Below are 23,812 nucleotides of genomic sequence, written 5' to 3'. Positions count from 1 at the left end.
AATATAAAGCGCATTTAATGCGCTTTTTTTAAACATCTCTACATTGTCATGCACTATAAAAGTGCAACACACCATTTTGGTGTATTGTTTTTGTGCATTTATTCATTTCTCTTACATTGGTACGTCGATCATTAATGTAATTACTGAAAACAATATGATTATCCATGCAATTGTAGGGGGTGTGATTTTTTTAACATTACAACATAGCGCATTTTTGTATATTTGTAGTTGTTGATGCTGGTTCTTATTTAGTTGGCAGTGTTAATGTAATTATTACTCATATTTTTACGATATTTGTTTAAAAATCACTCAAAAAAAGTTCTTTTTTTGAAGATCCTCACGATGTAACTCATATTTATTGATATTTATCATCAGGTTAGATGTTATTTTTCAATAATAAATAACGCTTTGCCCCTGCTTTTGATCATGATAAAAGAGAAATGGTTAACATTTTTGCTATTTAGCTTTAGCGGAAATGGAGTCCTTCTGATAATTTTTTAGTGGCTTTGATAAAAAGTGGCACTGGAAATGCAAACCGAAGGGGAGCGTTCTGAAGCGTTTCAGATCCCATGGTTAAACGAACACAACAACGTGCGGCACCGCCGGGCGTTGAAAGGTGATAGCAGCAGTTCTCAGCAGTACAGATTAAAAAAAAACAAGCCGGGTGGCCTCGTTCCGCTGCCCGGTTAAGTTTTCCCGAAAATAGGGTAACCGCGGTGCCTGTCACTCGTTGGTATTAATAAAAACTGGAGTAGGTAAAAAATGATCAACATCACGAAGAAGAGTCTGATCGCCATGGGCGTGATGGCTGCCTTTGCAGGTAACCAGGCCTGGGCGGCTAACGTCCCTGCGGGCGTTCAACTGGCGGATAAACAGGAGCTGGTAAGAGGCAACGGTGCTGAATTGCAGTCCCTTGATCCACATAAAATTGAAGGCGTCCCGGAGTCGAACGTTAACCGTGATGTGCTGGAAGGCCTGGTGATTAATGATGCTGACGGCAAAATCATTCCCGGCGTAGCCGAAACGTGGGAGAGCAAAGAGGGCGGTAAAGTCTGGGTATTCCACCTGCGTAACACCGCTAAGTGGTCAAATGGTGAGCCTGTGACCGCGCAGGACTTCGTGTACAGCTGGCAACGACTGGCCGATCCGAAAACCGCCTCGCCTTACGCCAGCTACCTGCAATATGGTCATTTGCTGAATGTTGATGAGATCATTGCGGGTAAAAAAACACCGGATACACTGGGCGTGAAAGCGCTTGATGAGCACACGCTGGAAGTGACGTTGAGCGATGCCGTTCCCTATTTCTATAAGCTGTTGATTCATCCTTCCATGTCACCTGTCTATAAGCCGGTGGTTGAGAAATTTGGCGAGAAGTGGACTCAGCCCGCTAACTTTGTTGGCAATGGTGCGTTCAAACTGAAAGAGTGGGTGGTGAACGAACGTATCGTCGTTGAGCGCAATCCTCAGTACTGGGACAATGCCCACACCGTGCTCAATCAGGTTACCTTCCTGCCGATCTCTTCTGAAGTCACTGATACTAACCGTTATCGCAGCGGCGGTAGCGATATCACCTATAACTATCTGCCCATTGAGCTGTATCAGAAACTGAAGAAAGAGATCCCGAACGAAATTCATGCCGATCCGTATCTCTGTACGTATTATTACGAGATCAATAACCAGAAGCCTCCATTCAACGATGCGCGCGTGCGTACTGCCCTGAAACTGGGTCTGGATCGCGATATTATTGTCAATAAAGTGAAAGCCCAAGATGAAGATCCTGCTTACAGCTTCACGCCGCCATTCACCGACGGCATCAAACTGGACAAGCCTGAGTGGATGGGCTGGTCGCAGGAAAAACGCAACGAAGAAGCGAAAAAACTGCTGGCTGAAGCAGGGTATACCGCCGACAAACCTCTGACGTTTGACCTGCTTTATAACACCTCAGATCTGCACAAAAAGCTGGCGATTGCAGCGGCGTCTATCTGGAAGAAAAACCTCGGTGTGAATGTGAAGCTGCAAAATCAGGAATGGAAAACCTTCCTTGATACACGTCATCAGGGCACGTTTGATGTTGCACGTGCGGCATGGTGTGCTGACTATAATGAACCGACCAGCTTCCTGAACATCATGCTGTCTGACAGCAGCAACAACACCTCGCATTATAAGAGCGAGGCGTTTGACAAAATCATGTCAACCGCACTGGCGGCAGGCGATGAAGCAAAACGTGCAGAGGTTTATGCTCAGGCTGAAAAAGTGCTTGATGCCGACTCGGCCATTGTTCCGGTTTACTACTATAAAAACCTGCGCTTAGTGAAACCTTATGTGGGCGGTTACACCGGTAAAGATCCGCTGGATAACAGCCACGATAAAGATCTTTACATCATCAAACACTAAAACTTCGGGCAGCGTGGCTGCCCTTTTTAAGCAATGTCACCGCAGGGTTTCCCTCTGCGGTTCAAAGCCAGCAGGTATGGGCAATGTTAAAGTTCATTTTTCGTCGTTTTCTTGAAGCGATTCCGACGCTATTTATTCTGATCACCATCTCCTTCTTTATGATGCGTCTGGCACCCGGTAGCCCGTTTACCGGTGAGCGTGCGCTGACGCCGGAAGTCATGGCTAATATTGAAGCCAAATATCATTTAAACGACCCGATGTGGAAACAGTATTTCAACTATCTTGGACAACTGGCACACGGGGATTTTGGTCCATCGTTTAAATACAAAGATTACTCTGTCAACGACCTGGTGGCCGGGTCATTCCCTGTGTCGGCCAAACTGGGGGCGGCTGCGTTTCTGTTTGCCCTGGTACTGGGCGTCAGTGCTGGCGTGATTGCCGCGCTGAAACAAAACACCAAATGGGATTATGCCGTTATGGGCGTGGCAATGACCGGGATCGTTATCCCCAGTTTCGTGGTCGCGCCGCTCCTGGTGTTGCTGTTCTCCATTACCTTGAAGTGGTTGCCCGGAGGAGGCTGGAATGGTGGGGCGCTGAAATTTATGATCCTGCCGATGGTGGCGCTCTCGCTGGCCTATATTGCCAGCATCGCGCGTATTACCCGTGGCTCCATGATCGAAGTGCTGCACTCCAACTTTATTCGTACCGCACGCGCCAAAGGGTTGCCGATGCACCGCATCGTTTTGCGCCACGCGCTGAAGCCCGCGCTGTTGCCTGTCTTGTCTTACCTTGGCCCGGCCTTTGTCGGCATCATTACCGGTTCAATGGTCATTGAAACCATTTATGGTCTGCCCGGTATTGGTCAGCTGTTTGTTAACGGCGCGCTGAACCGAGATTATTCGCTGGTATTAAGCCTGACGATCCTGGTCGGAGCCCTGACCATCCTGTTCAATGCGATTGTTGACGTGCTGTATGCGGTCATCGATCCAAAAATTCGTTACTGATCCGGGAGCTGGAGATGATTTTTGTTAAGAAAAACAGCGAAGCTCTGGATAACTTCAGTGAAAAGCTAGAGATCGAAGGACGCAGCCTGTGGCAGGACGCGCGCCGCCGTTTTATCCATAACCGTGCGGCCGTCGCCAGCCTGTTTGTGCTGCTGCTGGTCGCCCTGTTTGTCATTTTCGCACCGATGCTGTCTGCGTTCACTTATGACGACACCGACTGGGCAATGATGTCAGCGGCACCAGACATGAGTTCGGGCCACTATATGGGCACCGACTCGTCAGGGCGTGATCTGCTGGTGCGTGTCGCCATTGGCGGACGTATCTCCTTAATGGTGGGGATTGCTGCGGCGCTGGTGGCGGTGGTGCTGGGAACACTTTACGGCACACTGGCGGGCTACCTGGGCGGTAAAATCGACTCCGTGATGATGCGTGTTCTGGAGATCCTTAACTCCTTCCCGTTTATGTTCTTCGTTATCCTGCTGGTTACCTTCTTTGGTCAAAATATTCTGCTGATTTTCGTCGCTATCGGTATGGTGTCGTGGCTGGATATGGCACGTATTGTCCGTGGACAGACCCTGAGCCTGAAACGTAAAGAGTTTATTGAAGCGGCGGAAGTCGGCGGTGTGTCCACGCTGAATATCGTGCTGCGCCATATCGTTCCCAATGTGTTGGGCGTGGTCGTGGTGTATGCCTCACTGCTGGTGCCGAGCATGATCCTGTTTGAATCCTTCCTGAGCTTCCTCGGCCTCGGCACGCAGGAACCGCTGAGCAGCTGGGGCGCGTTGCTCAGCGACGGTGCTAACTCGATGGAGGTTTCACCCTGGCTGTTGCTTTATCCGGCCGGTTTCCTGGTGATTACCCTGTTTTGTTTCAACTTTATTGGCGATGGCCTGCGTGATGCCCTCGACCCGAAAGACCGTTAAGGAGTTTCCCTATGAGCGTAATTGAACTTCAGCCAGCAATGGCAAAAACCCAGGGAAGCGAACGGCTGCTGGATGTGAAAGATCTGCGTGTGACGTTCAGCACTCCCGATGGCGATGTCACGGCAGTGAACGATTTGAATTTCAGCCTGAGTGCGGGTGAAACCCTCGGGATTGTCGGCGAGTCCGGCTCGGGAAAATCGCAGACCGCGTTTGCCCTGATGGGGCTGCTGGCCAGTAATGGCCGCATCGGCGGTTCAGCACGGTTTAACGGCAGTGAGATCCTTAATCTGCCGGAAAAACAGCTCAACAAGCTGCGTGCCGAACAAATTGCCATGATCTTCCAGGACCCGATGACGTCGCTGAACCCGTATATGCGTGTCGGCGAGCAGCTGATGGAAGTGCTGCAATTGCATAAAGGCATGAGCGGGGCACAGGCGTTTGAAGAGTCAGTCCGTATGCTCGATGCGGTAAAAATGCCGGAAGCCCGCAAACGCATGAAAATGTTCCCTCACGAGTTCTCAGGGGGAATGCGTCAGCGTGTGATGATCGCCATGGCGCTGTTGTGTCGTCCAAAACTGCTGATTGCGGATGAGCCAACGACGGCGCTCGATGTGACGGTGCAGGCGCAGATTATGACCCTGCTGAACGAACTGAAGCGCGAATTTAACACCGCGATTATTATGATCACCCACGATCTGGGTGTGGTTGCAGGGATCTGTGACCAGGTGATGGTGATGTACGCCGGGCGTACGATGGAGTATGGAAAAGCGCGTGACGTCTTCTACCATCCGTCACACCCTTATTCCATTGGCCTGTTGAATGCAGTGCCGCGCCTGGATGCTGATGAGGGTGACACACTGATGACCATTCCTGGCAATCCGCCAAATCTGTCACGTCTGCCGAAAGGCTGCCCGTTCCAGCCGCGCTGCCCGCATGCGATGGACATCTGTGCCAGCGCGCCGCCTCTTGAGGCGTTCGGTGACGGACGGCTGCGTGCCTGCTTTAAGCCCGTGGAGGCGTTGGTATGACAACGGTTGCAGAGAAAAAAGTGTTGCTCGAAATCGCCGATCTGAAGGTGCATTTTGATATCAAAGACGGACGTCAGTGGTTCTGGCAGCCGCCAAAAACCCTGAAAGCCGTTGATGGCGTCAGCCTGCGTCTGTACGAAGGGGAAACCCTGGGCGTGGTGGGTGAGTCCGGTTGCGGTAAATCCACGCTGGCGCGCGCGATTATCGGGTTGGTGAAAGCGACAGAAGGCAGGGTAGCCTGGCTGGGGCGCGATCTGTTAGGGCAGAGTGCAGACGAATGGCGTGCCGCGCGCAGCGATATCCAGATGATCTTCCAGGACCCGCTGGCATCGCTGAACCCGCGTATGAATATCGGAGAGATTATTGCGGAGCCGCTGCGCACCTATCACCCGCGTATGCCACGCCAGGAAGTGAAAGACCGCGTGAAGGAGATGATGCTGAAGGTGGGGCTGCTGCCTAACCTGATCAACCGTTATCCTCATGAGTTTTCGGGTGGACAGTGTCAGCGTATCGGTATTGCGCGTGCGTTGATCCTCGAACCAAAACTGATTATCTGTGATGAACCGGTATCGGCACTGGATGTTTCTATTCAGGCGCAGGTGGTCAATTTGCTGCAAAAGTTGCAGCGTGAGATGGGGCTGTCGCTGATCTTTATCGCGCACGATCTGGCTGTCGTAAAACATATTTCTGACCGCGTACTGGTGATGTATCTAGGGCACGCTGTGGAGCTGGGCACCTATGATGAGGTGTATCAGAATCCGCAGCATCCTTATACGCGGGCGCTGATGTCAGCGGTACCCATTCCCGACCCCGATCTGGAAAAGCAGAAAGTGATTCAACTGCTGGAAGGGGAACTGCCATCACCGATCAACCCGCCATCCGGGTGCGTGTTCCGCACACGTTGCCCGATTGCCGGGCCGGAGTGCGCAAAAACACGGCCCTTGCTGGAGGGCAGTTTCCGTCACGCTGTCTCCTGCCTGAAAGTGGATCCGCTCTGACCGTTCGTCACAACCCTCTCGTTATCTTCCCGCATTGAGCTTTCAATGCGGGTTTTTTTTGTTTATCCGCATATTGCTTGATCTTCCGTCTGGCCCCTTCTAGTAATACAAATTCGCAAAGGATGGCCTGAGGGCATGCAGATGGCTAAACAGGATCGGAGCTGGCGTCAGCGCCTCTATATTTTTTTGTTTGATGTGAGCAGCCCGGCGGGTCGCCGGTTTGAAATTTTATGGGTTATTACGACGCTGGTCAGTGTGATTACGCTGTTTATTGAGTCTGCAGAACCACACAAAATAACCCTGCAGTTGAAAGAAGCCTCGGTGTTTCTCCTGCTTGAGTATGCTTTTACCCTGCTTTTCAGTCTGGAATATGTACTGCGGGTACTGACCACGCAACGCCCCATGCGGTATGTATGCAGTTTTTTTGGCATTGTCGATCTGATCACCACGCTGCCGTTGTATATCTTCTGGCTTTGGCCGGATATCGCCCTACGTTACATGATGGCGATAAGGCTGCTGCGTGTGTTGCGCCTGCTTCGGCTGATAAAGCTACTGCGTTATATGGGCTCTGCCAATGTGCTGTGGGACAGTCTGGTCAGTGCGCGGAAAAAGCTCTCGCTGTTCTTCGGCGGGGTAATGATATTGCTCTGTGTTTTTGGCGGATTGATGTATGTCATTGAAGGGCCGGAGAACGGCTTTACCAGCCTGCCGGTTGCCGTCTACTGGGCGGTGGTGACCATGACCACGGTCGGTTATGGAGACATTACGCCACATACACCGCTGGGCCGGATGATCTCATCAATACTGATCTTGCTCGGTTATTCACTGATCGCTATACCGACTGGGGTGATGAGCTCGTATATGACGGAGGTAATGCAGCGTAATCGTCACCGGCGTCACTGCAACCTGTGTCAGCAGACGGGCCATGAGGATGATGCGCATTTCTGCAAAGGGTGCGGGGGGAGACTGGGCTATAAAAATAAAGAAGGCCCGGATTAACCGGGCCTGAAAGCAGTAACAGGGATTACTCTTTCCACAAAATATGGCAGAGCTTATGGTCCTTCTCGCGGCAGAGAAGCACGCGGGCAAACACATCGGTAATCGGTTCGCCGTCTTCTTCGCCCAGCCCAATCACCACTTCGGCGAAAAAGTCAGGGTTCAGATCGAAATCGACATGTTCCGCCCAGTCTTCAGCAGGATCATACAGCTCTGCGCCGCCGCGCTCTTCAAACTGGAGGTTGAACAGAATAACATCGGCCGGGTCGAGATTATCGACCGCCAGCTCAAGGAAAATATCGTAAGCCTGTTCCAGCGTCTCGTCTTCGGTAAGGCGGTTGTTCAAATCCATAATATGTCCTGTGGTGCCCTTGGGGTGCTGTACATTTTCGCTCGTTTTACAGCAATGGACTGAAGAAGTAAAACAGTCGTTCAACAATGCGCTGCCAGTAAGCACGGCGTGACCAGCGTTTTCCGTCAACCAGACGTGAACGGGCGATATAATCATCCTGCACGCGTGCCAGATCGCTGCCAAAGCCATCATCATCGATTACCAGAGTAATCTCGAAATTAAGCCACAGACTGCGCATATCCAGGTTTACTGTCCCCACCAGGCTGAGCTGCCCATCCACCAGAATACTTTTGGTGTGCAGCAGACCGCCTTCGAACTGATAGATTTTTACCCCGGCTTCCAGCAGCTCACCAAAGAAGGCACGGCTGGCCCAGCCGACCAGGACGGAGTCATTGTGTCGCGGCACAATAATGCTGACGTCAACGCCCCGGTACGCAGCCGTACAAATAGCATGCAGCAAATCATCACTGGGAACGAAGTAGGGCGTGGTCATGATCAGCTGTTCACGCGCGGAATAGACCGCGGTGAGTAGCGCCTGATGGATCATATCTTCCGGGAAACCGGGACCTGAGGCGATCACCTGAATGGTGTGGCCGCTCTCAGCTTCAAACGGCATCACATTATCATCGGGCGGTGGCGGCAAAATACGCTTGCCGGTTTCAATTTCCCAGTCGCAGGAGTAGATAATACCCATCGTGGTCGCCACCGGCCCTTCCATACGCGCCATCAAATCCACCCACTGGCCGACGCCCGCATCCTGTTTAAAGTAACGTGGATCGACCAGATTCATGCTGCCGGTGTAGGCAATATAGTTATCAATTAACACGACTTTCCGGTGCTGACGCAGATCCATACGGCGCAGGAAAACACGCAGCAGGCTGACTTTCAGCGCTTCCACCACATCGACTCCGGCGTTACGCATCATGGCAGCCCACGGACTGCGTAAAAAGTCGACGCTGCCCGCGGAATCGAGCATTAAACGACAGTGAACTCCCCGGCGTGCCGCCGCCATCAGTGCTTCTGCCACTTCATCGGCCTGTCCGCCAGGCTGCCAGATATAGAACACCATCTCAATGTTATGGCGTGCCAGCTGAATATCGCGCACCAGCGTACGCAGGGTATCGTCAGTGCTGGTCAGCAGTTGCAGTTGATTGCCTTTTACCCCGGCGATCCCCTGACGGTTCTCACACAGCTGAAACAGTGAACGGGCAACGTCACTGTTGGTTTCAGCAAAAATATGATGACTGGATTTCAATTCGACGAGCCAACGGGCCGTGGAAGGCCACATGGTCCTCGCGCGCTCTGCCCGTCGCTTCCCCAAATGAAGTTCCCCAAATGAAAGATAAGCGATAATACCCACCAGCGGCAGGATGTAGATAATCAGCAGCCATGCCATAGCAGAGGGCACCGCGCGGCGCTTCATCAGAATGCGCAAAGTCACACTGGCAATCAGTAACCAGTAACCAAATACCAGCAGCCAGCTCATCACGGTGTAAAAAGTGGTCATTAAGTGAAAGTCCTGTTCACGCGGAAGTCTTTGGAGTTTACGTGCAGATGACAACGCTGGGAACCTTTAAACCATCATCAGGCTAAAGACATCGGACCTTATGAGGGTAAAGAAAGGTCTATAATGCGCCGCGAGTTTTTCCGTACACAGAGCTACAGACTGAGGGTGTAATGAGACGAAGCAGAAATGAAGTTGCGCGCTGGCGCATGAGTCGCCAGGTTCAGCGTCGCCGGGCACGTTGGTTAGAAGGGCAGTCACGTCGTTATGGCCGCATGCACTCTTTCCGACATATGGTCAGCCAACTGCAGCGTCGTTCAATTCTGTTTATTACTCAGCCTCACTGAGGCTCGCCGTACTTCCGGCGGTTCATCGAACCGCCGGCCGCGATTAAAATGCGCGCTTGAAAGGCTTAACATCCACCTTTTTATAAACGCCAGCAGCGATATAAGGGTCATCCTGAGCCCAGGATTGTGCCGCCTCCAGTGAAGGAAACTCGGCGATAATCGTCGACCCGGTAAACCCTGCCACGCCAGGTTCATTCGTGTCCACCGCAGGCATTGGGCCAGCAATAATCAGACGACCTTCATCACGCAGTAACTGCAGGCGCGCAAGGTGGGCAGGGCGCACAGCGGTGCGTTTATCCAGTGAGTCAGCATTATCTTTAGCGTAAATTACGTAGAGCACCTTCAGAACTCCTGTCGGGGATGAGATTCGGCATCACGTTAAGTGATCGTTAACATTTGTGCAAATGAAAGATAATTTGCCCTTGATAAAGGTCAGGTTGTTGCCCTTTAAAGCGTTAATCCGCGATTGATTGTGAGAGGTTATTGAAATTGATTGCTATTTGCATTTAAAATCACCCCTTCACATTTTGACCAGAAAGATTATGACGACGCTAACAACTGATCTACCTCGCCGCTCACCTTTGCCATTGCTGATTTCGGTCGTACTGCATGGTTCGGTGATCGGGGCACTGCTGTACGCCTCATTTCATCAGGTGGTCGAAATGCCCAAAGCGTCTCAGCCCATTAGTGTGTCGCTGGTGGCCCCTGAAGTGCAGCCGGAACCGCAACCCGCGCCCCCTGTTGTTGAACCTGAGCCGGAGCCGGTAGTGGAACCTGAACCGGCTCCGGAGCCACCGAAGCCCGAACCCGTGCCGATCCCGAAACCGGAACCTAAGCCAAAACCTAAACCGAAGCCGGTGAAGAAAGAAGTGGTGAAGCCGAAGCAGGAAGTGAAACCGCGTCCTGCCGCCCCGGTGGAAACCCGGCCGACAGAGCAGACAAAGCCCTCTACGGCACCGAAGACCTCTCAGGCGCCGTCTACGGCCGTTTCAACAGGCCCGCGGGCGTTGACCGTCGGTAAGCCATCCTATCCGTCACGCGCCTTTGCGCTGCGTGTGGAAGGGCGTGTACGTGTGCAGTTTGACGTCGATAGCTCAGGGCAGGTCGATAACATCCGTATCCTGTCTGCGGAACCTCGTAACATGTTTGAGCGGGAAGTGAAGCAGGCGATGCGTAAATGGCGCTATGAAGCAGGCAAACCGGGCAAGGACATTACGATGAATATTGTCTTCAAGATCAATGGCGGCACCAGCATCGAATAAAATTAGCCAGCATCTTTTGCACCTTAGCGGCGTTGGCTGCTCTCGCTAACCCCGGTCACTTACTTGTGTAAGCTCCCGGGGATTAGCTTAATTGCCGCCTTGCTCTGGCACAAAATCCACAGGCTAAAATTAGCCAGCATCTTTTGCACCATAGCGGTTTATACCCGAAATAATTCGAGTGGCAGGAAGGCGGCAAACGAGTGAATCCCGATGAGCTTACTTGTGTAAGTGATTCGGGTGAACGAGAGCCGCCAACGCACCTGCCGCTTGAAGTATGAAGGGTATGGCTGCTCTCGCTAACCCCGGTCACTTACTGATGTAAGCTCCCGGGTATTAGCTCAATTGCCGCCTTGCTGTAATGCAAAATCTACTCGCTAATTAAAGTGTTCTTCCGAAACCATTTTTTAAAGTGAATTACTGCGAAGTATCTAACGTGAAATTGATTTTATCATCCGGCAGGGAGCGCGGTTTTCCGTCCGGGTCGACGGCGACGTAAATAAACACCGCTTCGGTGGTGCAGTAGCGTTGCCCGATGGGTTCTGACGATACTTTTTTTATCCACACTTCAATATTGATGGTGATGGAGCTGGTGCCGGTGCGGATGCAACGTGCATGGCAGGTGACGACATCCCCCACCGCGACCGGCTTCAGAAAGGTCATCCCGTCAGCGCGCACGGTAACCACACGTCCTTCAGCAATCTCTTTAGCCAGAATGGCGCCGCCCATATCCATCTGCGACATCAGCCAGCCACCGAAAATATCACCGTTAGCATTGGTGTCTGCTGGCATGGCGAGGGTGCGCAGCACCATCTCACCCTGCGGTGTTCTTAATTCTTCGCTCATTGTTATGTTCCTGACATTGCTGATTTCAAATAACCAACGTGCCCGACCGAGTGTTCGGTGGGGCATTTAACGCTTATTTTTCTTCTTGTTGTGGCATCAGACGGTAAATATAGACACCGCTTAATAGTGTAAACAGCAGCGTTAACGCACTCAGACCGAAGACTTTAAAGTTCATCCAGATGTCCTGGGAAAGCCAGAACGCCACGTAGATGTTAGCCAGCCCGCAGGCTAAGAAAAAGAGCGCCCAGGCGATATTCAGACGTCGCCAGGCAAATTCTGGCAGTTGAATCTCCTTGCCCAGCATTTTCTGGATAAGGGGTTGTTTCATAAACCACTGGCTGAACAGCAGTGCGACAGCAAACAGACCGTAAATAATGGTGACTTTCCATTTGATAAAGTCCGGGTTATGCAACGCAATCGTCAGGGTGCCAAAAATAGCCACCAGTGCGAAGGTGATCAGCGACATTTTTTCCAGCTTGCGATACAGCAGCCAGCTGGCGACCAGCGCCAGACCTGAGGCCACAATCAGAGCACCAGAGGCAACAAAAATGTCGTACAACTTGTAGAAAACAAAAAATACTACAAGCGGGAGAAAGTCGAGTAACTGCTTCATAGCGGCTTCCAAATAACAGACTAAACCGGAATATTATGAATCGGGAATGACTCTGTCGAGGCATTCCCGATGAATTAACGTAACAGCATATACAGACGTGACAAATAGATAATCAGTATGGCTGAAATCAGATTGCTAATGGCGTTCAAGAGGACGGAGGCGACATCAGGCGGCAACCACAGCAATGAAGATGCCAGCAGTAACACAATCAGTTTCGCCACAATCCACAGCACGACGGCCGGCGCCACCAGTTTCATCTGGCTCCATCCAAGGCGAACGCTGGTGCGCATGGCCGCGAAAACGCCGATTTTCTCTGTATTCATGATCATCGGTGACAACGCCAGCGTCACGGCCAGCAATACACCCGGAACCACCAGCACCATAAAGCCAAGCTGGATCACTAACGTCATCAGGAACGTCAGCAGCAGCAGGCGCGGTAACAACGGCGCTGAAGCACCAATCGCTCGCAGTGCACTGACACGCTGACCGGATGACACCATCGGGATCAGGCACAGCATGCCGCCCAGCAGCAGCACATTCCCTACCAGCGAAGCAAAAGTCCCCGCAGCGGAGGCTTTTAACAGCACCTGTTGTTGCTCCGGCGACATGTTTTGAATCATTTCCATCAGGCTGCCGGCTGAACCTGCGGCACCGTCACCCAGGATCTGCATCTGATCGGCGTCAGGCGTAAAAGCCTTGCCGAGCATCATGGTGATAAATGAGGTCAGTAGCGCCATCAGTGTAATGGTAACCAACTGATGACGGAAAAAATTCCCCGTGTCACGGTATAGCGAACCCGCCGTGATAGACATGTACTCTCCTTGAAAGGCCGGTGTTATAGACCCGGCGATTGTACATGCTCTCATGGGGTGCTGGCACTCAGATTGACATAACTTTCGATTTAAGAAGGTATTACCGCAACTTTCACACCCTGCTGCGTCACATTTCCCTGCATCTGAACTGACGGTGCGTCATTTTTCGTTTTCCCTCTCTGGATCATTAAGATTCATCCCGGGGTTAATTGGTTAAAATTGATCTAAATCAACTCTATGTTTTTTATCAAGTTTATACGGATTGATTCACATGATCTTTTGCGTAAATCAGCGTAAATATGTTCGTGATTTCGCACTAAGGCCTCGTAGCAGGCCACATGCTGACAACAATTCGACAAAAGGAATGGTTATGAAACTGAAAGCACTGGCACTGGCTCTTGTTACCCTACTGCCTGCTGTTGCCTCCGCCCACGAAGCCGGGGACTTCTTTATGCGCGCCGGTTCAGCGACCGTACGCCCGACCGGTGGCTCTGATGATGTCATGGGGCTGGGTGAGTTCGATATCGATAACAATACCCAGCTTGGTCTGACTTTCACCTATATGGCGACGGACAATATTGGTATTGAGTTGCTGGGTGCAACACCGTTCAAACATCACGTAGGACTTAAGGCCACCGGAACACTGGCAACGGTGCATCAACTGCCGCCAACGTTAATGGCACAGTGGTACTTCATGGGCAATACCAGCAAATGGCAGCCTTATGCCGGTATCGGCGTTAACTACACCATGTTCTATGACACGGACTTTAACGACACCGGGCGAGCGGCAGGGCTGAGTAACCTGAAAGTGAAAAACTCCTGGGGTGTGGCGGGGCAGTTAGGCCTGGATTATCAATTAACGCCTGACTGGATGCTGAATGCGTCACTGTGGTACATGGATATTAATACGAAAGTCAGTTTCGACTCTCAGACGGCAGGTCATCAGAGTATTGATACACACATTAATCCGTTCGTGTTCTTCTTCGGTGCGGGTTACCGTTTCTAAGCCTGTCTGGGCCAGAAACAAGAAAGGCGCGAAGTTCGCGCCTTTTTCTTTTATACAGTTCGTTACTTAATCTGCATATTGTTGACTACCGATTTCACCCCTGCCACACCGCGAGTGACCTGCACGGCACGGTTTGCCGCCTGTGGTGAACTGACAAAACCACTTAACTGCACGCGACCTTTAAAGGTCTCAACATTGATTTCCGTGGACTTCAGTGATTTATCATTCAGCAACCCGGCTTTCACCTTAGTCGTTACTACCGTATCGTCAATATACCCGCCAGTACCTTCTTTGGTTGCCGTCGGCGCGCAGGCGCTGACGGACAGTGCCACAACAGCGGCAATAACCATACCCGATAAGACTTTAAACAATTTCATTGCATCTCTCCCTGTCATCATCAAAAGGCAGTCATCCGCGTGATTGCGGTTCACAATAATAGTTGTTCACAGAAGGAAAGAAAGCAAATCAGGATTGTGACAAACAGAAAGAAAATAATGCCTTATCGCGCAGATAAGGCATTAACAGAGATTAGCTGCGGGTAGCGGCCTTCAGTGCACTGGCGAAGGCAGTCAGCTCTTTCAGCATCACGTCCGGGTGGGAGGCGTTCCGCTCAATGATTTTGACAATCGCCGAGCCTGAAATCGCCCCGGCGGCACCGGAAGCGATGGCCTCTTTAACCTGTGAAGGTTCAGAAATGCCAAAGCCCTGTAAGGCAGGCGCAGCGTGGTATTCGCGCAGCTTATCGACCAGATGTTTCAACGGCAGATTGGCACGGGTTTCGGAGCCGGTGACGCCAGCACGTGACAGCAGGTAGGTATACCCCCGGCCGTGCGAGGCGATTTCACGCAGCAGATCGTCACTGGCGTTCGGCGGGCAGATAAAGATCGGGGCGACGTTATGGCGCATCGCCGCCTGACGGAAGGGGGCGGACTCCTCCACCGGCACATCCGCAATCAGCACGGAATCAACGCCAGCCTGCTGGCAGCGGGCATAGAAATTATCGATGCCGTTTGAGAATACCAGGTTCGCGTACATCAGCAGGCCAATCGGCAGTTCCGGGTATTTCTGGCGAATGGCGGCCAGCATCTCGAAGCATTGTGATGGCGTCACGCCTGCGGCGAAGGCGCGCAGATTGGCATTCTGAATGGTCGGGCCATCCGCCAGCGGATCGGAGAAGGGGATGCCAAGTTCAAGGGCATCCGCGCCTCCGGCCACCAGCGCATCAATAATCTGCAATGACAGCTCCGGATTCGGGTCACCGAGGGTAACGAAAGGCACGAAAGCGCCTTCTTTACGTTCTGCCAGGCGTTTAAAACAGAGGTCGTAACGTTCCATCAGATTTCTCCCTTAGCGGTAAAGATGTCATGCACGGTGAAGATGTCTTTGTCACCACGGCCGGAAAGATTCACCACCAGCAGCTGCTCTTTCTCAGGGTTTTCACGCATCATTTTCAGGGCATGGGCCAGCGCGTGTGACGATTCCAGCGCAGGGATAATCCCTTCGCTGCGGCACAGTGTTTTAAAGGCATCCAGCGCTTCGTCATCCGTAATAGAAACGTAATCAGCGCGGCCAATGCTGTTGAGATAGGCGTGCTGAGGGCCGACGGACGGGAAGTCGAGACCGGCAGAGATAGAGTAAGACTCTTCAATCTGGCCATCGTGGGTTTGCATCATGGGCGCTTTCATCCCGAAATAGATGCCTACGCGGCCGTGCTTCAGTGGTGCGCCGTGCTCACCGCTTTCAATCCCGTGACCCGCCGGTTCAACGCCAATCAGGCCAACACTGGTGTCATCAATAAAATCAGCAAACATGCCGATGGCGTTAGAGCCGCCACCCACACAGGCAATCAACGCATCCGGCAGGCGGCCCTCTTTTTCCAGAATCTGCGCTTTGGTCTCTTCACCAATCATGCGCTGGAACTCACGCACGATGGTCGGGAACGGATGCGGGCCCGCTGCGGTACCCAGCATGTAGTGAGCGGTTTCATAGCTGCCCGACCAGTCGCGCAGCGCTTCGTTACAGGCATCTTTCAGCGTTGAGGAACCGCTGTGAACCGGGATGACTTCCGCACCCATCAGCTTCATACGGAATACGTTAGGAGACTGGCGTTCGATATCTTTCGCGCCCATATAGATGCGGCATTTCAGGCCAAGCAGTGCGCTGGCAAGGGCAGACGCCACGCCATGCTGACCGGCACCCGTCTCAGCGATAATCTCCTTTTTCCCCATGCGTTTCGCCAGCAGTGCCTGGCCCAGCACCTGGTTAGTTTTGTGCGCGCCGCCGTGCAGCAGGTCTTCACGCTTCAGATACAGGCGGGTTTTGGTACCTGCCGTCAGGTTCTTGCACAGCGTAAGCGCGGTAGGGCGGCCAGCATAGTTTTTCAGCAGGTCAGTAAATTCCGCCTGGAACGCCGGGTCGCTCTGAGCGCTGATAAAGGCATCTTCCAGTTGGAGCAGTGCAGGCATCAGGATCTGCGGCACATACATGCCGCCAAACTCACCAAAATACGGATTTAATCGGGTCATGTTGTTTCTCTTTATCAGTAGGCTTTCAGTGTCTGAAACACGGAAGCAATTTTACCGGCATCTTTCACTCCAGGGGCACTTTCCACGCCGGAGTTGAAGTCGAGGCCCGCACAGCCAAGCTGTGCCGCCTGTACGCAATTTTCTGCACCCAGACCACCGGCCAGCAGCACATTGTCCAGCGACTGGTTGGCAAGCAGTGACCAGTCAAACGCCTGACCGCTGCCCCCGTTTCCGTGGTCGAAGACGTAGCGGTCAACGCCAGCCCAGTCACGGTCAGGCAGGCTGTCGCTGATGCTGAACGCTTTCCAGATTTTTACCGTTTCCGGTAGCTGGCTGCGTAACTGGCTGACGTAGTCGCGGTCTTCGTCGCCGTGCAACTGTACGGCGGAGAGATTCAGCTGTTGCGCACAGGTGACAACGTCACTGATGACATTGTTACGGAACACGCCGACATACTTCAGTGTAGCGGCAGGGATAATCTGCTGAGCCTGTTCGATACTGAGCTGGCGAGGGGAACCCTCGGCGAAGATCAGGCCGCCATACAGTGCACCTGCCTCCAGCGCGTTGCGGGCATCTTCGGCACGCGTCAGGCCGCAGACTTTGTTATCGCCGATAATCACCCGACGCACGGCGGCAGCCAGGTCATCTTCTGACATCAGCGCCGAGCCAATCAGGAAGCCGTTAGCAAAGTGGCTCAGTTCGCGCACTTGCGCATAATTGTTGATGCCGGACTCGCTGATCACCGTGACGCCATGCGCCACTTTCGGTGCCAGGCGGCGGGTGCGGTCCAGATCGATGGAGAGATCGCGCAGGTCACGGTTATTAATGCCGACCACTTTGGCACCCAGCGCGGTGGCGCGTTCAAGCTCTTCATCGCTGATCACTTCCGTCAGGACGCCCATGTGCAGGCTGTGCGCCACGGCAGCCAGCTGGCGATACTGATCGTCGTTGAGCACGGAGAGCATCAGCAGGATGGCATCGGCCTGGTAATGGCGCGCCAGGTAGATCTGATACGGGTCAATAATAAAGTCTTTGCACAGTACCGGCTGGGTGACAATACTGCTGACGATCGGCAGAAAATCGAAGCTTCCCTGGAAGTATTTCTCATCCGTCAGCACCGAAATGGCAGAGGCATAATGCTTATACACGCCGGCAATCACCGCCGGGTCAAAGTCTTCACGGATGACGCCCTTTGAGGGCGAAGCCTTCTTACATTCCAGAATAAAGACGGTGCGCGCACCTTTCAGCGCATCGTAAAAGCTGCGCGTGGAGGGTGTGATGTCGTTCTGAAAGGTGGCCAGCGGCTGCTGCTGCTGACGTTCTGCCAGCCAGATTGCTTTATCCTGAACGATTTTAGTGAGTACGGTTTCCTGCATGATTATCCTCTTGCTGCCAGTGCGACCACGTGCTCGTAGGCTTTGCCGCTGCGAATGGTTTTCAGCGCCTGTTGGGCATTGTGTCGTAAGTCTTCATGACCAAAAATTTTCAGCAACAGGGCGACGTTTGCCGCGACGGCTTCTTCGTGCGCCAGCTCGCCATTACCCTGGAGTAAACGGGTTAAAATGTCACGGTTTTCTTCCGGTGAACCCCCGGCCAGCGCCTCTTGCGGATGGTAGCTCAGGCCAAAATCTTCAGCCGTTAACTGATAGCTGGTGATCTCGCCGTCACGCAGTTCGGCCACATGGGTGGCGCTGTGCAGAGCCACTTCATCCATCCCCCCGCCATGCACCACTGCTGCACGCTGGTAACCCAGCACTTTCAACGTCTGAGCAATGGGTAGCACCAGCTCCGGGCTGTAAACACCGATCACCGCCAGCGGCGGACGTGCCGGGTTAATCAACGGGCCGAGCACGTTAAAGATAGTACGGGTTTTCAGTTCTTTACGCACCGGCATCGCATGGCGAAAACCGCTGTGATACTGAGGGGCAAACAGGAAACACACGTTTAAATCATCCAGTGCCTGGCGCGCCTGCACTGCGGGTAAATCCAGGCTGATACCGAAAGCGGCCAGCAAATCTGACGAACCTGATTTGCTGGAAACACTGCGGTTACCGTGCTTCGCCACCTTCAATCCACACGCGGCGGCAACAAATGCGCTGGCGGTGGAAATATTAATGCTGTTACTGCCGTCACCGCCGGTCCCGACAATATCCGCAAACGGATAGTCCGGGCGCGGGAAAGGTTTAGCGTCTTCTAACAAGGCGGTGGCTGCCCCGGCAATCTCCTGAGGACGTTCTCCACGGATCTTCATGGCGATCAGCGCTCCCGCCAGCTGGGTTGGCTCCAGCTGCCCGGTAATAATCGCCGAAAACAGCTGGTGGCTTTCTGCCTGCGTCAGGATCTCGGCCTGGTATAATTTTTCCAGAATAGTGTTCATTGCTGTCTCCTTGATCACGCCAGCGCCCAGGCAAGAGTTTGTTCCAGCAGGCGTGCGCCCTGGCTGGTAAGAATAGATTCCGGATGGAACTGGAAGCCACAGACACGGTTGGCGTCATCACGGACGGCCATCACCATGCCGTTATAGGTGGCGTTAACCGTTAATCCATCGGGAATATTGCTGCCGACCAGCGAGTGGTAGCGTGCTACCGGTAACGGGTTGTTCAGCCCGGCAAACATGCCCTGATCGTCATGATCAATCGCAGAGGCTTTCCCGTGCAGGATTTCGCCCGCCTGACCCACGTGGCCGCCATAGGCTTCAACAATCGCCTGATGGCCGAGGCAGATACCGATAATCGGCAACTGGCCGCGTAAGGCCTGCAGCAGCGCTGGCATACAGCCCGCTTCTGATGGCGCGCCCGGACCGGGAGAAAGCATCAGTACCGGATTTTCCATCTGCTGCAGACGGGCAATCAACTGGTCCGCCGGGACGTTGTTACGGTAAATCACCACGTTATGGCCAAAGGCACGTAACTGGTCGACGAGGTTGTAGGTAAATGAGTCGAAGTTATCGAGCAGCAGAATATCGGCCATCAGAACATCTCCTTGCTGTGGTGCGCTGTCGCGATGGCACGCAGAACCGCGCGCGCCTTATTACGGCTTTCATCCGCTTCCGCCTGCGGATTGGAATCCAGAACCACCCCGGCACCGGCCTGAACCGTTGCCACGCCGTCTTCGACGTACGCAGAGCGGATCACAATGCAGGTATCCAGATCGCCGCTGGCGGTGAAGTAACCGACGGCGCCACCGTAGCTGCCGCGACGGGTGCCTTCGGCTTTGGCAATCAGCTGCATAGCGCGGACTTTCGGTGCGCCGCTCAGCGTGCCCATGTTCATGCAGGCACGGTAAGCGTGCAGCACATCAATATCCGCACGCAGCTGGCCGACCACGCGGGAGACCAGATGCATGACAAAGGTGTAACGGTCAACTTTGGTCAGGTCTGCCACATAACGCGTTCCCGGCTCACAGATACGCGCCAGATCGTTACGGGCGAGGTCAACCAGCATCAGATGCTCGGCCATCTCTTTATGGTCAGTGCGCATTTCCAGCTCGATGCGGCTGTCGAGGTCGCGATCCAGTGAGCCATCCGCATGGCGGCCGCGTGGGCGGGTGCCGGCAATCGGGTAGATTTCAATCTGGTTACTGGTGGCGTCATACTTGAGTGAGCTTTCCGGCGAAGCGCCAAACAGGCTGAACTCGCGATCCTGCATAAAGAACATATACGGGCTTGGGTTACTGTTCTTCAGCGTGTCATAGGCGGCCAGCGGGGACGGGCAGGGCAGTGAGAAGCGACGGGATGGCACCACCTGGAAGATCTCGCCGATGCGGATCGCATCCTGCATCTGGCGCACCACCTGGCAGTAATCCTCATCGCTCTGGCTGACGCTGAGCGTCATGCTTTCGACGGTCTTCACCGGCAGTGCGCTGGCAGGCTGCAGCATCTGACCGTGCAGTTGCTCAATGCGGCTTTGCAGGCGCATAAACTCGGAAGGTGAATGGGTGAAAAGGCTGGCCTGCAGTCGCGCGCTTTGCGTCTGATGGTCAATCACCAGCAGCGTTTCTGCCAGATAGAAGCAGTAATCCGGGCAGCGCTGTTCATTCTTTAATTCCGGCAGAGACTCAAAACCTGCTACCAGATCATAAGCAAACAGGCCGCCGAGCAGCACGGCTTCACGCTCTTCTGCCGGGGCATTAACCAGCTGTGGGATCAGGCGTAATGCATCAAAGACCGACAGCGCACGAAGATTGGCGTCCTCATCGAGGAAAGCGTGGTTAATCGGGAACACCAGTTCGCGGCCATCCGGGCGCACGCGGTTCTCAACCGATTCCGGCAGCGCGGCATCCAGCAGCGGCAGGAGCGCGCGGCCATTCTCAGACAGTGCCTGCACCTGTACCCGGTTATCAAGGGCGCTAATGCGCAGGGCACTATCCACAATCAGCAGGCTTTTCAGGTTGCGCTTGCTGTCAACGTCCGCAGATTCCAGCAGCAGCGTCTCGGAACGGGCGGCACACAGCTTATGAAAAACAGCGGCCGGATCTTCACGGTAAGGTGCGTTGCCGGTAATCAACTTCACTGTAGGTTTGGCATTTTGCATGTGATGTTCTCTGTTTTTTGCTCAAAAAAAAGCCCGCATCAGGCGGGCTTGAGTATCTGCACTACGTATTGACCGTGCATGACAACCTCGCCCTTTCAGGGAGAAGTACGCCACCAACCAGTCATCAGAGAGAATGAATACGTCATGATACAGATACCTTGCTTGTGAACTTGCGTACTAGTTAACTGGTTCGCAGGAGAAAAGTCAATACTCTTTTTCCCTTAGGGCAAAATGTCGGTATCATGCTGCGATATTTTTCTGTCTTTCCCGGAGTCGTTTTGACCGCAGTTGCCGCCTCACTCAGCGCTTTTCCTATCTATGATCTTCACAGCCACACGCGGGCTTCCGACGGGTTACTGACCCCGGAGCAACTGGTTCTGCGTGCGGTGGAACAGCGCGTGGGCGTGCTGGCCATCACCGACCACGATACAACGTACGGCATTAAACCCGCGCGTGAAGCGATTGCACGTCATGCGTTGCCGTTGCAGTTGATCAATGGCGTGGAGATCTCAACGTTGTGGGAGAACCATGAAATCCATATCGTTGGCCTGGGTATTGATATTGACCACCCAGAGATGATCGCCTTCCTGGCTGAACAGGGGCAGAGGCGCCTGGCGCGTGCGGAACTGATCGCTGAACGGCTGGAAAAAGCGCATATTCCCGGCGCATTAGCGGGCGCGCTGGCGCTGGCAGAAGGCGGTGCCGTGACGCGCGGGCATTTTGCCCGCTTTCTGATTAACGCCGGGAAAGCGGACACCATGCAACAGGTGTTCAAAAATTATCTGGCACGCGGCAAAACCGGTTATGCCCCGCCACAGTGGTGTTCAATTAAACAAGCTATTGATGCTATTCATCATTCAGGTGGCCGTGCCGTGGTAGCCCATCCGGGTCGCTACGGTCTGTCGGCAAAATGGCTGAAACGTCTGCTGGCTCACTTCAGTGAGCAGGGCGGCGAGGCGATGGAAGTGGCTCAGTGTCAGCAGGCGCCCAATGAGCGTCAGCAACTGGCACGCTATGCGCAGGACTACCAGTTAGCGGCCTCGCAGGGTTCTGACTTCCATCAGGCCTGTCCCTGGATTGAACTGGGAAAAAAATTGTGGCTGCCGGGCGGCGTCGAAGCGGTATGGCACCGTTTTCCTGAAATTGTCAATCAGGTTTGTGGCAGTGAAGCGCAAACAAGAGGTGTGTAATGAGTCAATTTTTCTATATTCATCCTGATAATCCTCAGCCGCGTCTGATCAAGCAGGCGGTTGAAATGCTCAATAAGGGCAGTGTGATTGTCTATCCGACGGATTCTGGCTATGCACTGGGCTGTAAGCTGGAAGATAAAAGTGCGATGGAGCGTATCTGTCGCATTCGTCAGCTGGATGGTAACCATAACTTTACCCTGATGTGTCGTGACCTCTCAGAGCTGTCGACCTATGCGCACGTGGACAACACCGCATTTCGCCTGATCAACAACAACACGCCGGGGAACTACACGTTTATTCTGAAGGCAACCAAAGAAGTGCCACGCCGTCTGATGAGCGAGAAACGTAAGACGATCGGTCTGCGCGTCCCCTCAAACCCGATTGCGCTGGAACTGCTGGAAGCACTGAACGAGCCGATGATGTCAACGTCGCTGATGCTGCCGGGAAATGATTTTACCGAGTCCGACCCGGAAGCGATCCAGGATGAAATTGGCAAGCTGGTGGATTTGATTATTCATGGCGGGTATCTCGGGCAGCAGCCAACCACCGTCATTGATTTAACGGAAAATACCCCGGAAGTGATCCGCGAGGGTGTGGGCGATATTCAACCCTTTCTCTAAGCGATAAATAACAGGCCGCTGAGAATGGGCCTGTTATTTATTCTCATTCATTGTTATTACGATGTTGATTTGCCCAGCCACTCTTTAAAATCCTTATAGGGGATATACAGTGAAACATCCTTAAGCGGAACTGGAGATTTACGCGGTCTTTTTATTTCGCTAGTAAAGCCAACAATGACGCCACCAATGGTGTCATCGCTATTATAAACCGCACCACCCGACATGCCTTTTACCACGCCAGCATTGGATGCCATCGCTACGCAAGGTCGTTTATTCCATTCATTGCGAATTCCCGTCAGGGCCAGATTGACGCCTGCTGATTCAACGGGCATGGCGGAAATAAAGCTGTAACCGTACATTTTCACTGACTCGCCAATGGCACCGTCGCGAAATTTAGGCAGCGTTTTGATGTCGTTCTTGTGGTAGATGATCGCCAGGTCGCAGTAAGGGTGATAGGCCTTCACTTTCTGTACGGAAAGCTTTGCCACATGCGCTGCAGTCAGGCTGTACTCCGGGGTGATAGGGATACTGCTGCCCAGCGCACCGATGCCGAGAATGGTCGGAATGCCGGTAAAGTTCATATCTACGCGTTTCATAGCTTCGCTGCTGTAGTCATATTTGCCTACAGAGCAGCCGGTCAGCATTAGCAATGCCAACGCCGGCAGGGTGTTTTTAATTTTCATAATATTCACATTTTGTCGGACACGTCAGTAAAATCCCTGGTGAGGAGTAATGACGTGTAATGCCGATGCCGAGTGTGACTCAGCGTATTTTTTTCAGGAGCATTCACTCCCGTGTACTGCTAACAACGAAAAGAAAAACGAAATTTTTATGTTCACGTTAAACGTGTATTTATAATATTT

Annotated in this window: 23 protein-coding genes, 1 pseudogene and 1 other annotated feature; of the genes and pseudogenes, 11 read left to right on the top strand and 13 right to left on the bottom strand. The window is 53.1% G+C overall.

Going from position 1 to position 23,812, the window contains the following annotated elements:
- The first annotated feature begins 762 nt into the window (after window positions 1-762).
- The 6 genes from oppA to WH279_RS17305 all read left to right on the top strand — a co-directional run bounded on the left by oppA (window position 763) and on the right by WH279_RS17305 (window position 7,346).
- Entirely contained in the window at window positions 763-2,394 is a 1,632-nt protein-coding gene (gene oppA, locus WH279_RS17330) for an oligopeptide ABC transporter substrate-binding protein OppA (RefSeq protein WP_200642455.1), read from the top strand.
- 83 nt (window positions 2,395-2,477) lie between these two features.
- Complete coding sequence (gene oppB / locus WH279_RS17325; RefSeq protein WP_200642456.1) at window positions 2,478-3,398, top strand: oligopeptide ABC transporter permease OppB; 921 nt, start codon at window positions 2,478-2,480, stop codon at window positions 3,396-3,398.
- Window positions 3,399-3,412: 14 nt separating this feature from the next.
- The gene (gene oppC, locus WH279_RS17320; protein WP_133841878.1) at window positions 3,413-4,321 is read left to right on the top strand and encodes an oligopeptide ABC transporter permease OppC; all 909 of its coding nucleotides are present in this window, start codon (window positions 3,413-3,415) and stop codon (window positions 4,319-4,321) included.
- A gap of 11 nt (window positions 4,322-4,332) precedes the next feature.
- Window positions 4,333-5,349: an ABC transporter ATP-binding protein gene (locus WH279_RS17315; RefSeq protein ID WP_133841879.1), complete on the top strand. Its 1,017-nt coding sequence runs from the start codon at window positions 4,333-4,335 to the stop codon at window positions 5,347-5,349.
- Window positions 5,346-6,347, top strand: coding sequence for a murein tripeptide/oligopeptide ABC transporter ATP binding protein OppF (oppF, locus tag WH279_RS17310; protein WP_200642457.1), 1,002 nt, complete (start codon window positions 5,346-5,348; stop codon window positions 6,345-6,347). Before WH279_RS17315 ends, oppF begins: the two co-directional genes overlap by 4 nt.
- A gap of 135 nt (window positions 6,348-6,482) precedes the next feature.
- A complete protein-coding gene (locus tag WH279_RS17305; RefSeq protein ID WP_445235272.1) occupies window positions 6,483-7,346 on the top strand; it encodes an ion transporter in 864 nt (287 codons plus the stop codon).
- Between the two features lie 25 nt (window positions 7,347-7,371).
- Here WH279_RS17305 and WH279_RS17300 read toward each other — a convergent pair whose 3' ends face one another.
- On the bottom strand, window positions 7,372-7,695 hold the full coding sequence (locus WH279_RS17300; RefSeq protein ID WP_048915935.1) for an HI1450 family dsDNA-mimic protein: 324 nt from the start codon (window positions 7,693-7,695) through the stop codon (window positions 7,372-7,374).
- 46 nt (window positions 7,696-7,741) lie between these two features.
- On the bottom strand, window positions 7,742-9,202 hold the full coding sequence (cls, locus tag WH279_RS17295) for a cardiolipin synthase (RefSeq protein WP_339457855.1): 1,461 nt from the start codon (window positions 9,200-9,202) through the stop codon (window positions 7,742-7,744).
- 170 nt (window positions 9,203-9,372) lie between these two features.
- Here cls and WH279_RS17290 point away from each other — a divergent pair, with 170 nt between their 5' ends.
- Entirely contained in the window at window positions 9,373-9,546 is a 174-nt protein-coding gene (locus WH279_RS17290; protein WP_200642460.1) for a YciY family protein, read from the top strand.
- 43 nt (window positions 9,547-9,589) lie between these two features.
- On the opposite strand, the gene WH279_RS17285 is transcribed toward WH279_RS17290, so the two are convergent.
- A complete protein-coding gene (locus WH279_RS17285) occupies window positions 9,590-9,886 on the bottom strand; it encodes a YciI family protein (RefSeq protein WP_200642461.1) in 297 nt (98 codons plus the stop codon).
- A gap of 202 nt (window positions 9,887-10,088) precedes the next feature.
- Here WH279_RS17285 and tonB point away from each other — a divergent pair, with 202 nt between their 5' ends.
- On the top strand, window positions 10,089-10,808 hold the full coding sequence (gene tonB / locus WH279_RS17280; RefSeq protein ID WP_339457854.1) for a TonB system transport protein TonB: 720 nt from the start codon (window positions 10,089-10,091) through the stop codon (window positions 10,806-10,808).
- A 414-nt stretch (window positions 10,809-11,222) separates the two neighbouring features.
- Here the strand turns inward: tonB and yciA are convergent, their stop codons facing one another.
- From yciA to WH279_RS17265, 3 genes are all read right to left on the bottom strand, one after another.
- Window positions 11,223-11,651 (bottom strand): acyl-CoA thioester hydrolase YciA, encoded by a 429-nt coding sequence (gene yciA / locus WH279_RS17275; RefSeq protein ID WP_200642463.1) that lies wholly within the window; start codon window positions 11,649-11,651, stop codon window positions 11,223-11,225.
- Window positions 11,652-11,724: 73 nt separating this feature from the next.
- Window positions 11,725-12,264 (bottom strand): septation protein A, encoded by a 540-nt coding sequence (locus WH279_RS17270; protein WP_159336551.1) that lies wholly within the window; start codon window positions 12,262-12,264, stop codon window positions 11,725-11,727.
- A gap of 74 nt (window positions 12,265-12,338) precedes the next feature.
- The gene (locus WH279_RS17265; RefSeq protein ID WP_339457853.1) at window positions 12,339-13,076 is read right to left on the bottom strand and encodes a YciC family protein; all 738 of its coding nucleotides are present in this window, start codon (window positions 13,074-13,076) and stop codon (window positions 12,339-12,341) included.
- A 370-nt stretch (window positions 13,077-13,446) separates the two neighbouring features.
- Here WH279_RS17265 and ompW point away from each other — a divergent pair, with 370 nt between their 5' ends.
- Complete coding sequence (ompW, locus tag WH279_RS17260) at window positions 13,447-14,082, top strand: outer membrane protein OmpW (protein WP_339457852.1); 636 nt, start codon at window positions 13,447-13,449, stop codon at window positions 14,080-14,082.
- Between the two features lie 62 nt (window positions 14,083-14,144).
- On the opposite strand, the gene WH279_RS17255 is transcribed toward ompW, so the two are convergent.
- The 6 genes and pseudogenes from WH279_RS17255 to WH279_RS17230 all read right to left on the bottom strand — a co-directional run bounded on the left by WH279_RS17255 (window position 14,145) and on the right by WH279_RS17230 (window position 21,139).
- Complete coding sequence (locus tag WH279_RS17255) at window positions 14,145-14,459, bottom strand: BON domain-containing protein (protein ID WP_133841889.1); 315 nt, start codon at window positions 14,457-14,459, stop codon at window positions 14,145-14,147.
- 151 nt (window positions 14,460-14,610) lie between these two features.
- On the bottom strand, window positions 14,611-15,417 hold the full coding sequence (gene trpA / locus WH279_RS17250) for a tryptophan synthase subunit alpha (RefSeq protein WP_339457851.1): 807 nt from the start codon (window positions 15,415-15,417) through the stop codon (window positions 14,611-14,613).
- The gene (gene trpB / locus WH279_RS17245) at window positions 15,417-16,607 is read right to left on the bottom strand and encodes a tryptophan synthase subunit beta (RefSeq protein WP_133841891.1); all 1,191 of its coding nucleotides are present in this window, start codon (window positions 16,605-16,607) and stop codon (window positions 15,417-15,419) included. The genes trpA and trpB overlap by 1 nt, the downstream gene beginning before the upstream one ends.
- A gap of 14 nt (window positions 16,608-16,621) precedes the next feature.
- The gene (trpCF, locus tag WH279_RS17240; protein ID WP_339457850.1) at window positions 16,622-17,983 is read right to left on the bottom strand and encodes a bifunctional indole-3-glycerol-phosphate synthase TrpC/phosphoribosylanthranilate isomerase TrpF; all 1,362 of its coding nucleotides are present in this window, start codon (window positions 17,981-17,983) and stop codon (window positions 16,622-16,624) included.
- A 2-nt stretch (window positions 17,984-17,985) separates the two neighbouring features.
- Window positions 17,986-19,577, bottom strand: a pseudogene (trpD, locus tag WH279_RS17235) (bifunctional anthranilate synthase glutamate amidotransferase component TrpG/anthranilate phosphoribosyltransferase TrpD).
- On the bottom strand, window positions 19,577-21,139 hold the full coding sequence (locus WH279_RS17230; protein WP_339457849.1) for an anthranilate synthase component 1: 1,563 nt from the start codon (window positions 21,137-21,139) through the stop codon (window positions 19,577-19,579). Before WH279_RS17230 ends, trpD begins: the two are co-directional and overlap by 1 nt.
- 23 nt (window positions 21,140-21,162) lie before the next feature.
- Window positions 21,163-21,261: a sequence feature (Trp leader region), on the bottom strand.
- A 156-nt stretch (window positions 21,262-21,417) separates the two neighbouring features.
- Between WH279_RS17230 and rnm the strand changes: the two genes are divergently transcribed.
- Window positions 21,418-22,329, top strand: coding sequence for an RNase RNM (gene rnm / locus WH279_RS17225; protein WP_339457848.1), 912 nt, complete (start codon window positions 21,418-21,420; stop codon window positions 22,327-22,329).
- Window positions 22,329-22,949, top strand: coding sequence for an L-threonylcarbamoyladenylate synthase (locus WH279_RS17220; protein WP_339457847.1), 621 nt, complete (start codon window positions 22,329-22,331; stop codon window positions 22,947-22,949). Before rnm ends, WH279_RS17220 begins: the two co-directional genes overlap by 1 nt.
- Window positions 22,950-23,005: 56 nt before the next feature.
- Here WH279_RS17220 and WH279_RS17215 read toward each other — a convergent pair whose 3' ends face one another.
- Window positions 23,006-23,632 (bottom strand): serine protease, encoded by a 627-nt coding sequence (locus tag WH279_RS17215; RefSeq protein WP_339457846.1) that lies wholly within the window; start codon window positions 23,630-23,632, stop codon window positions 23,006-23,008.
- Between the last annotated feature and the right edge of the window lie 180 nt (window positions 23,633-23,812).

The sequence above is a fragment of the Erwinia sp. MYb375 genome (genome assembly GCF_037479175.1).
GTDB classification, from domain to species: Bacteria; Pseudomonadota; Gammaproteobacteria; order Enterobacterales; family Enterobacteriaceae; genus Erwinia; species Erwinia rhapontici.
This window is presented reverse-complemented; position numbering and strand designations above follow the sequence as displayed.

Bases quoted from the DNA above. Each gene is read 5' to 3' on its own strand.
- oppA (WP_200642455.1), top strand. From the start codon at position 763: ATGATCAACATCACGAAGAAGAGTCTGATCGCCATGGGCGTGATGGCT.
- oppB (WP_200642456.1), top strand. From the start codon at position 2,478: ATGTTAAAGTTCATTTTTCGTCGTTTTCTTGAAGCGATTCCGACGCTA.
- oppC (WP_133841878.1), top strand. From the start codon at position 3,413: ATGATTTTTGTTAAGAAAAACAGCGAAGCTCTGGATAACTTCAGTGAA.
- WH279_RS17315 (WP_133841879.1), top strand. From the start codon at position 4,333: ATGAGCGTAATTGAACTTCAGCCAGCAATGGCAAAAACCCAGGGAAGC.
- oppF (WP_200642457.1), top strand. From the start codon at position 5,346: ATGACAACGGTTGCAGAGAAAAAAGTGTTGCTCGAAATCGCCGATCTG.
- WH279_RS17305 (WP_445235272.1), top strand. From the start codon at position 6,483: ATGCAGATGGCTAAACAGGATCGGAGCTGGCGTCAGCGCCTCTATATT.
- WH279_RS17300 (WP_048915935.1), bottom strand. From the start codon at position 7,695: ATGGATTTGAACAACCGCCTTACCGAAGACGAGACGCTGGAACAGGCT.
- cls (WP_339457855.1), bottom strand. From the start codon at position 9,202: ATGACCACTTTTTACACCGTGATGAGCTGGCTGCTGGTATTTGGTTAC.
- WH279_RS17290 (WP_200642460.1), top strand. From the start codon at position 9,373: ATGAGACGAAGCAGAAATGAAGTTGCGCGCTGGCGCATGAGTCGCCAG.
- tonB (WP_339457854.1), top strand. From the start codon at position 10,089: ATGACGACGCTAACAACTGATCTACCTCGCCGCTCACCTTTGCCATTG.
- yciA (WP_200642463.1), bottom strand. From the start codon at position 11,651: ATGAGCGAAGAATTAAGAACACCGCAGGGTGAGATGGTGCTGCGCACC.
- WH279_RS17270 (WP_159336551.1), bottom strand. From the start codon at position 12,264: ATGAAGCAGTTACTCGACTTTCTCCCGCTTGTAGTATTTTTTGTTTTC.
- WH279_RS17265 (WP_339457853.1), bottom strand. From the start codon at position 13,076: ATGTCTATCACGGCGGGTTCGCTATACCGTGACACGGGGAATTTTTTC.
- ompW (WP_339457852.1), top strand. From the start codon at position 13,447: ATGAAACTGAAAGCACTGGCACTGGCTCTTGTTACCCTACTGCCTGCT.
- WH279_RS17255 (WP_133841889.1), bottom strand. From the start codon at position 14,459: ATGAAATTGTTTAAAGTCTTATCGGGTATGGTTATTGCCGCTGTTGTG.
- trpA (WP_339457851.1), bottom strand. From the start codon at position 15,417: ATGGAACGTTACGACCTCTGTTTTAAACGCCTGGCAGAACGTAAAGAA.
- trpB (WP_133841891.1), bottom strand. From the start codon at position 16,607: ATGACCCGATTAAATCCGTATTTTGGTGAGTTTGGCGGCATGTATGTG.
- trpCF (WP_339457850.1), bottom strand. From the start codon at position 17,983: ATGCAGGAAACCGTACTCACTAAAATCGTTCAGGATAAAGCAATCTGG.
- WH279_RS17230 (WP_339457849.1), bottom strand. From the start codon at position 21,139: ATGCAAAATGCCAAACCTACAGTGAAGTTGATTACCGGCAACGCACCT.
- WH279_RS17220 (WP_339457847.1), top strand. From the start codon at position 22,329: ATGAGTCAATTTTTCTATATTCATCCTGATAATCCTCAGCCGCGTCTG.
- WH279_RS17215 (WP_339457846.1), bottom strand. From the start codon at position 23,632: ATGAAAATTAAAAACACCCTGCCGGCGTTGGCATTGCTAATGCTGACC.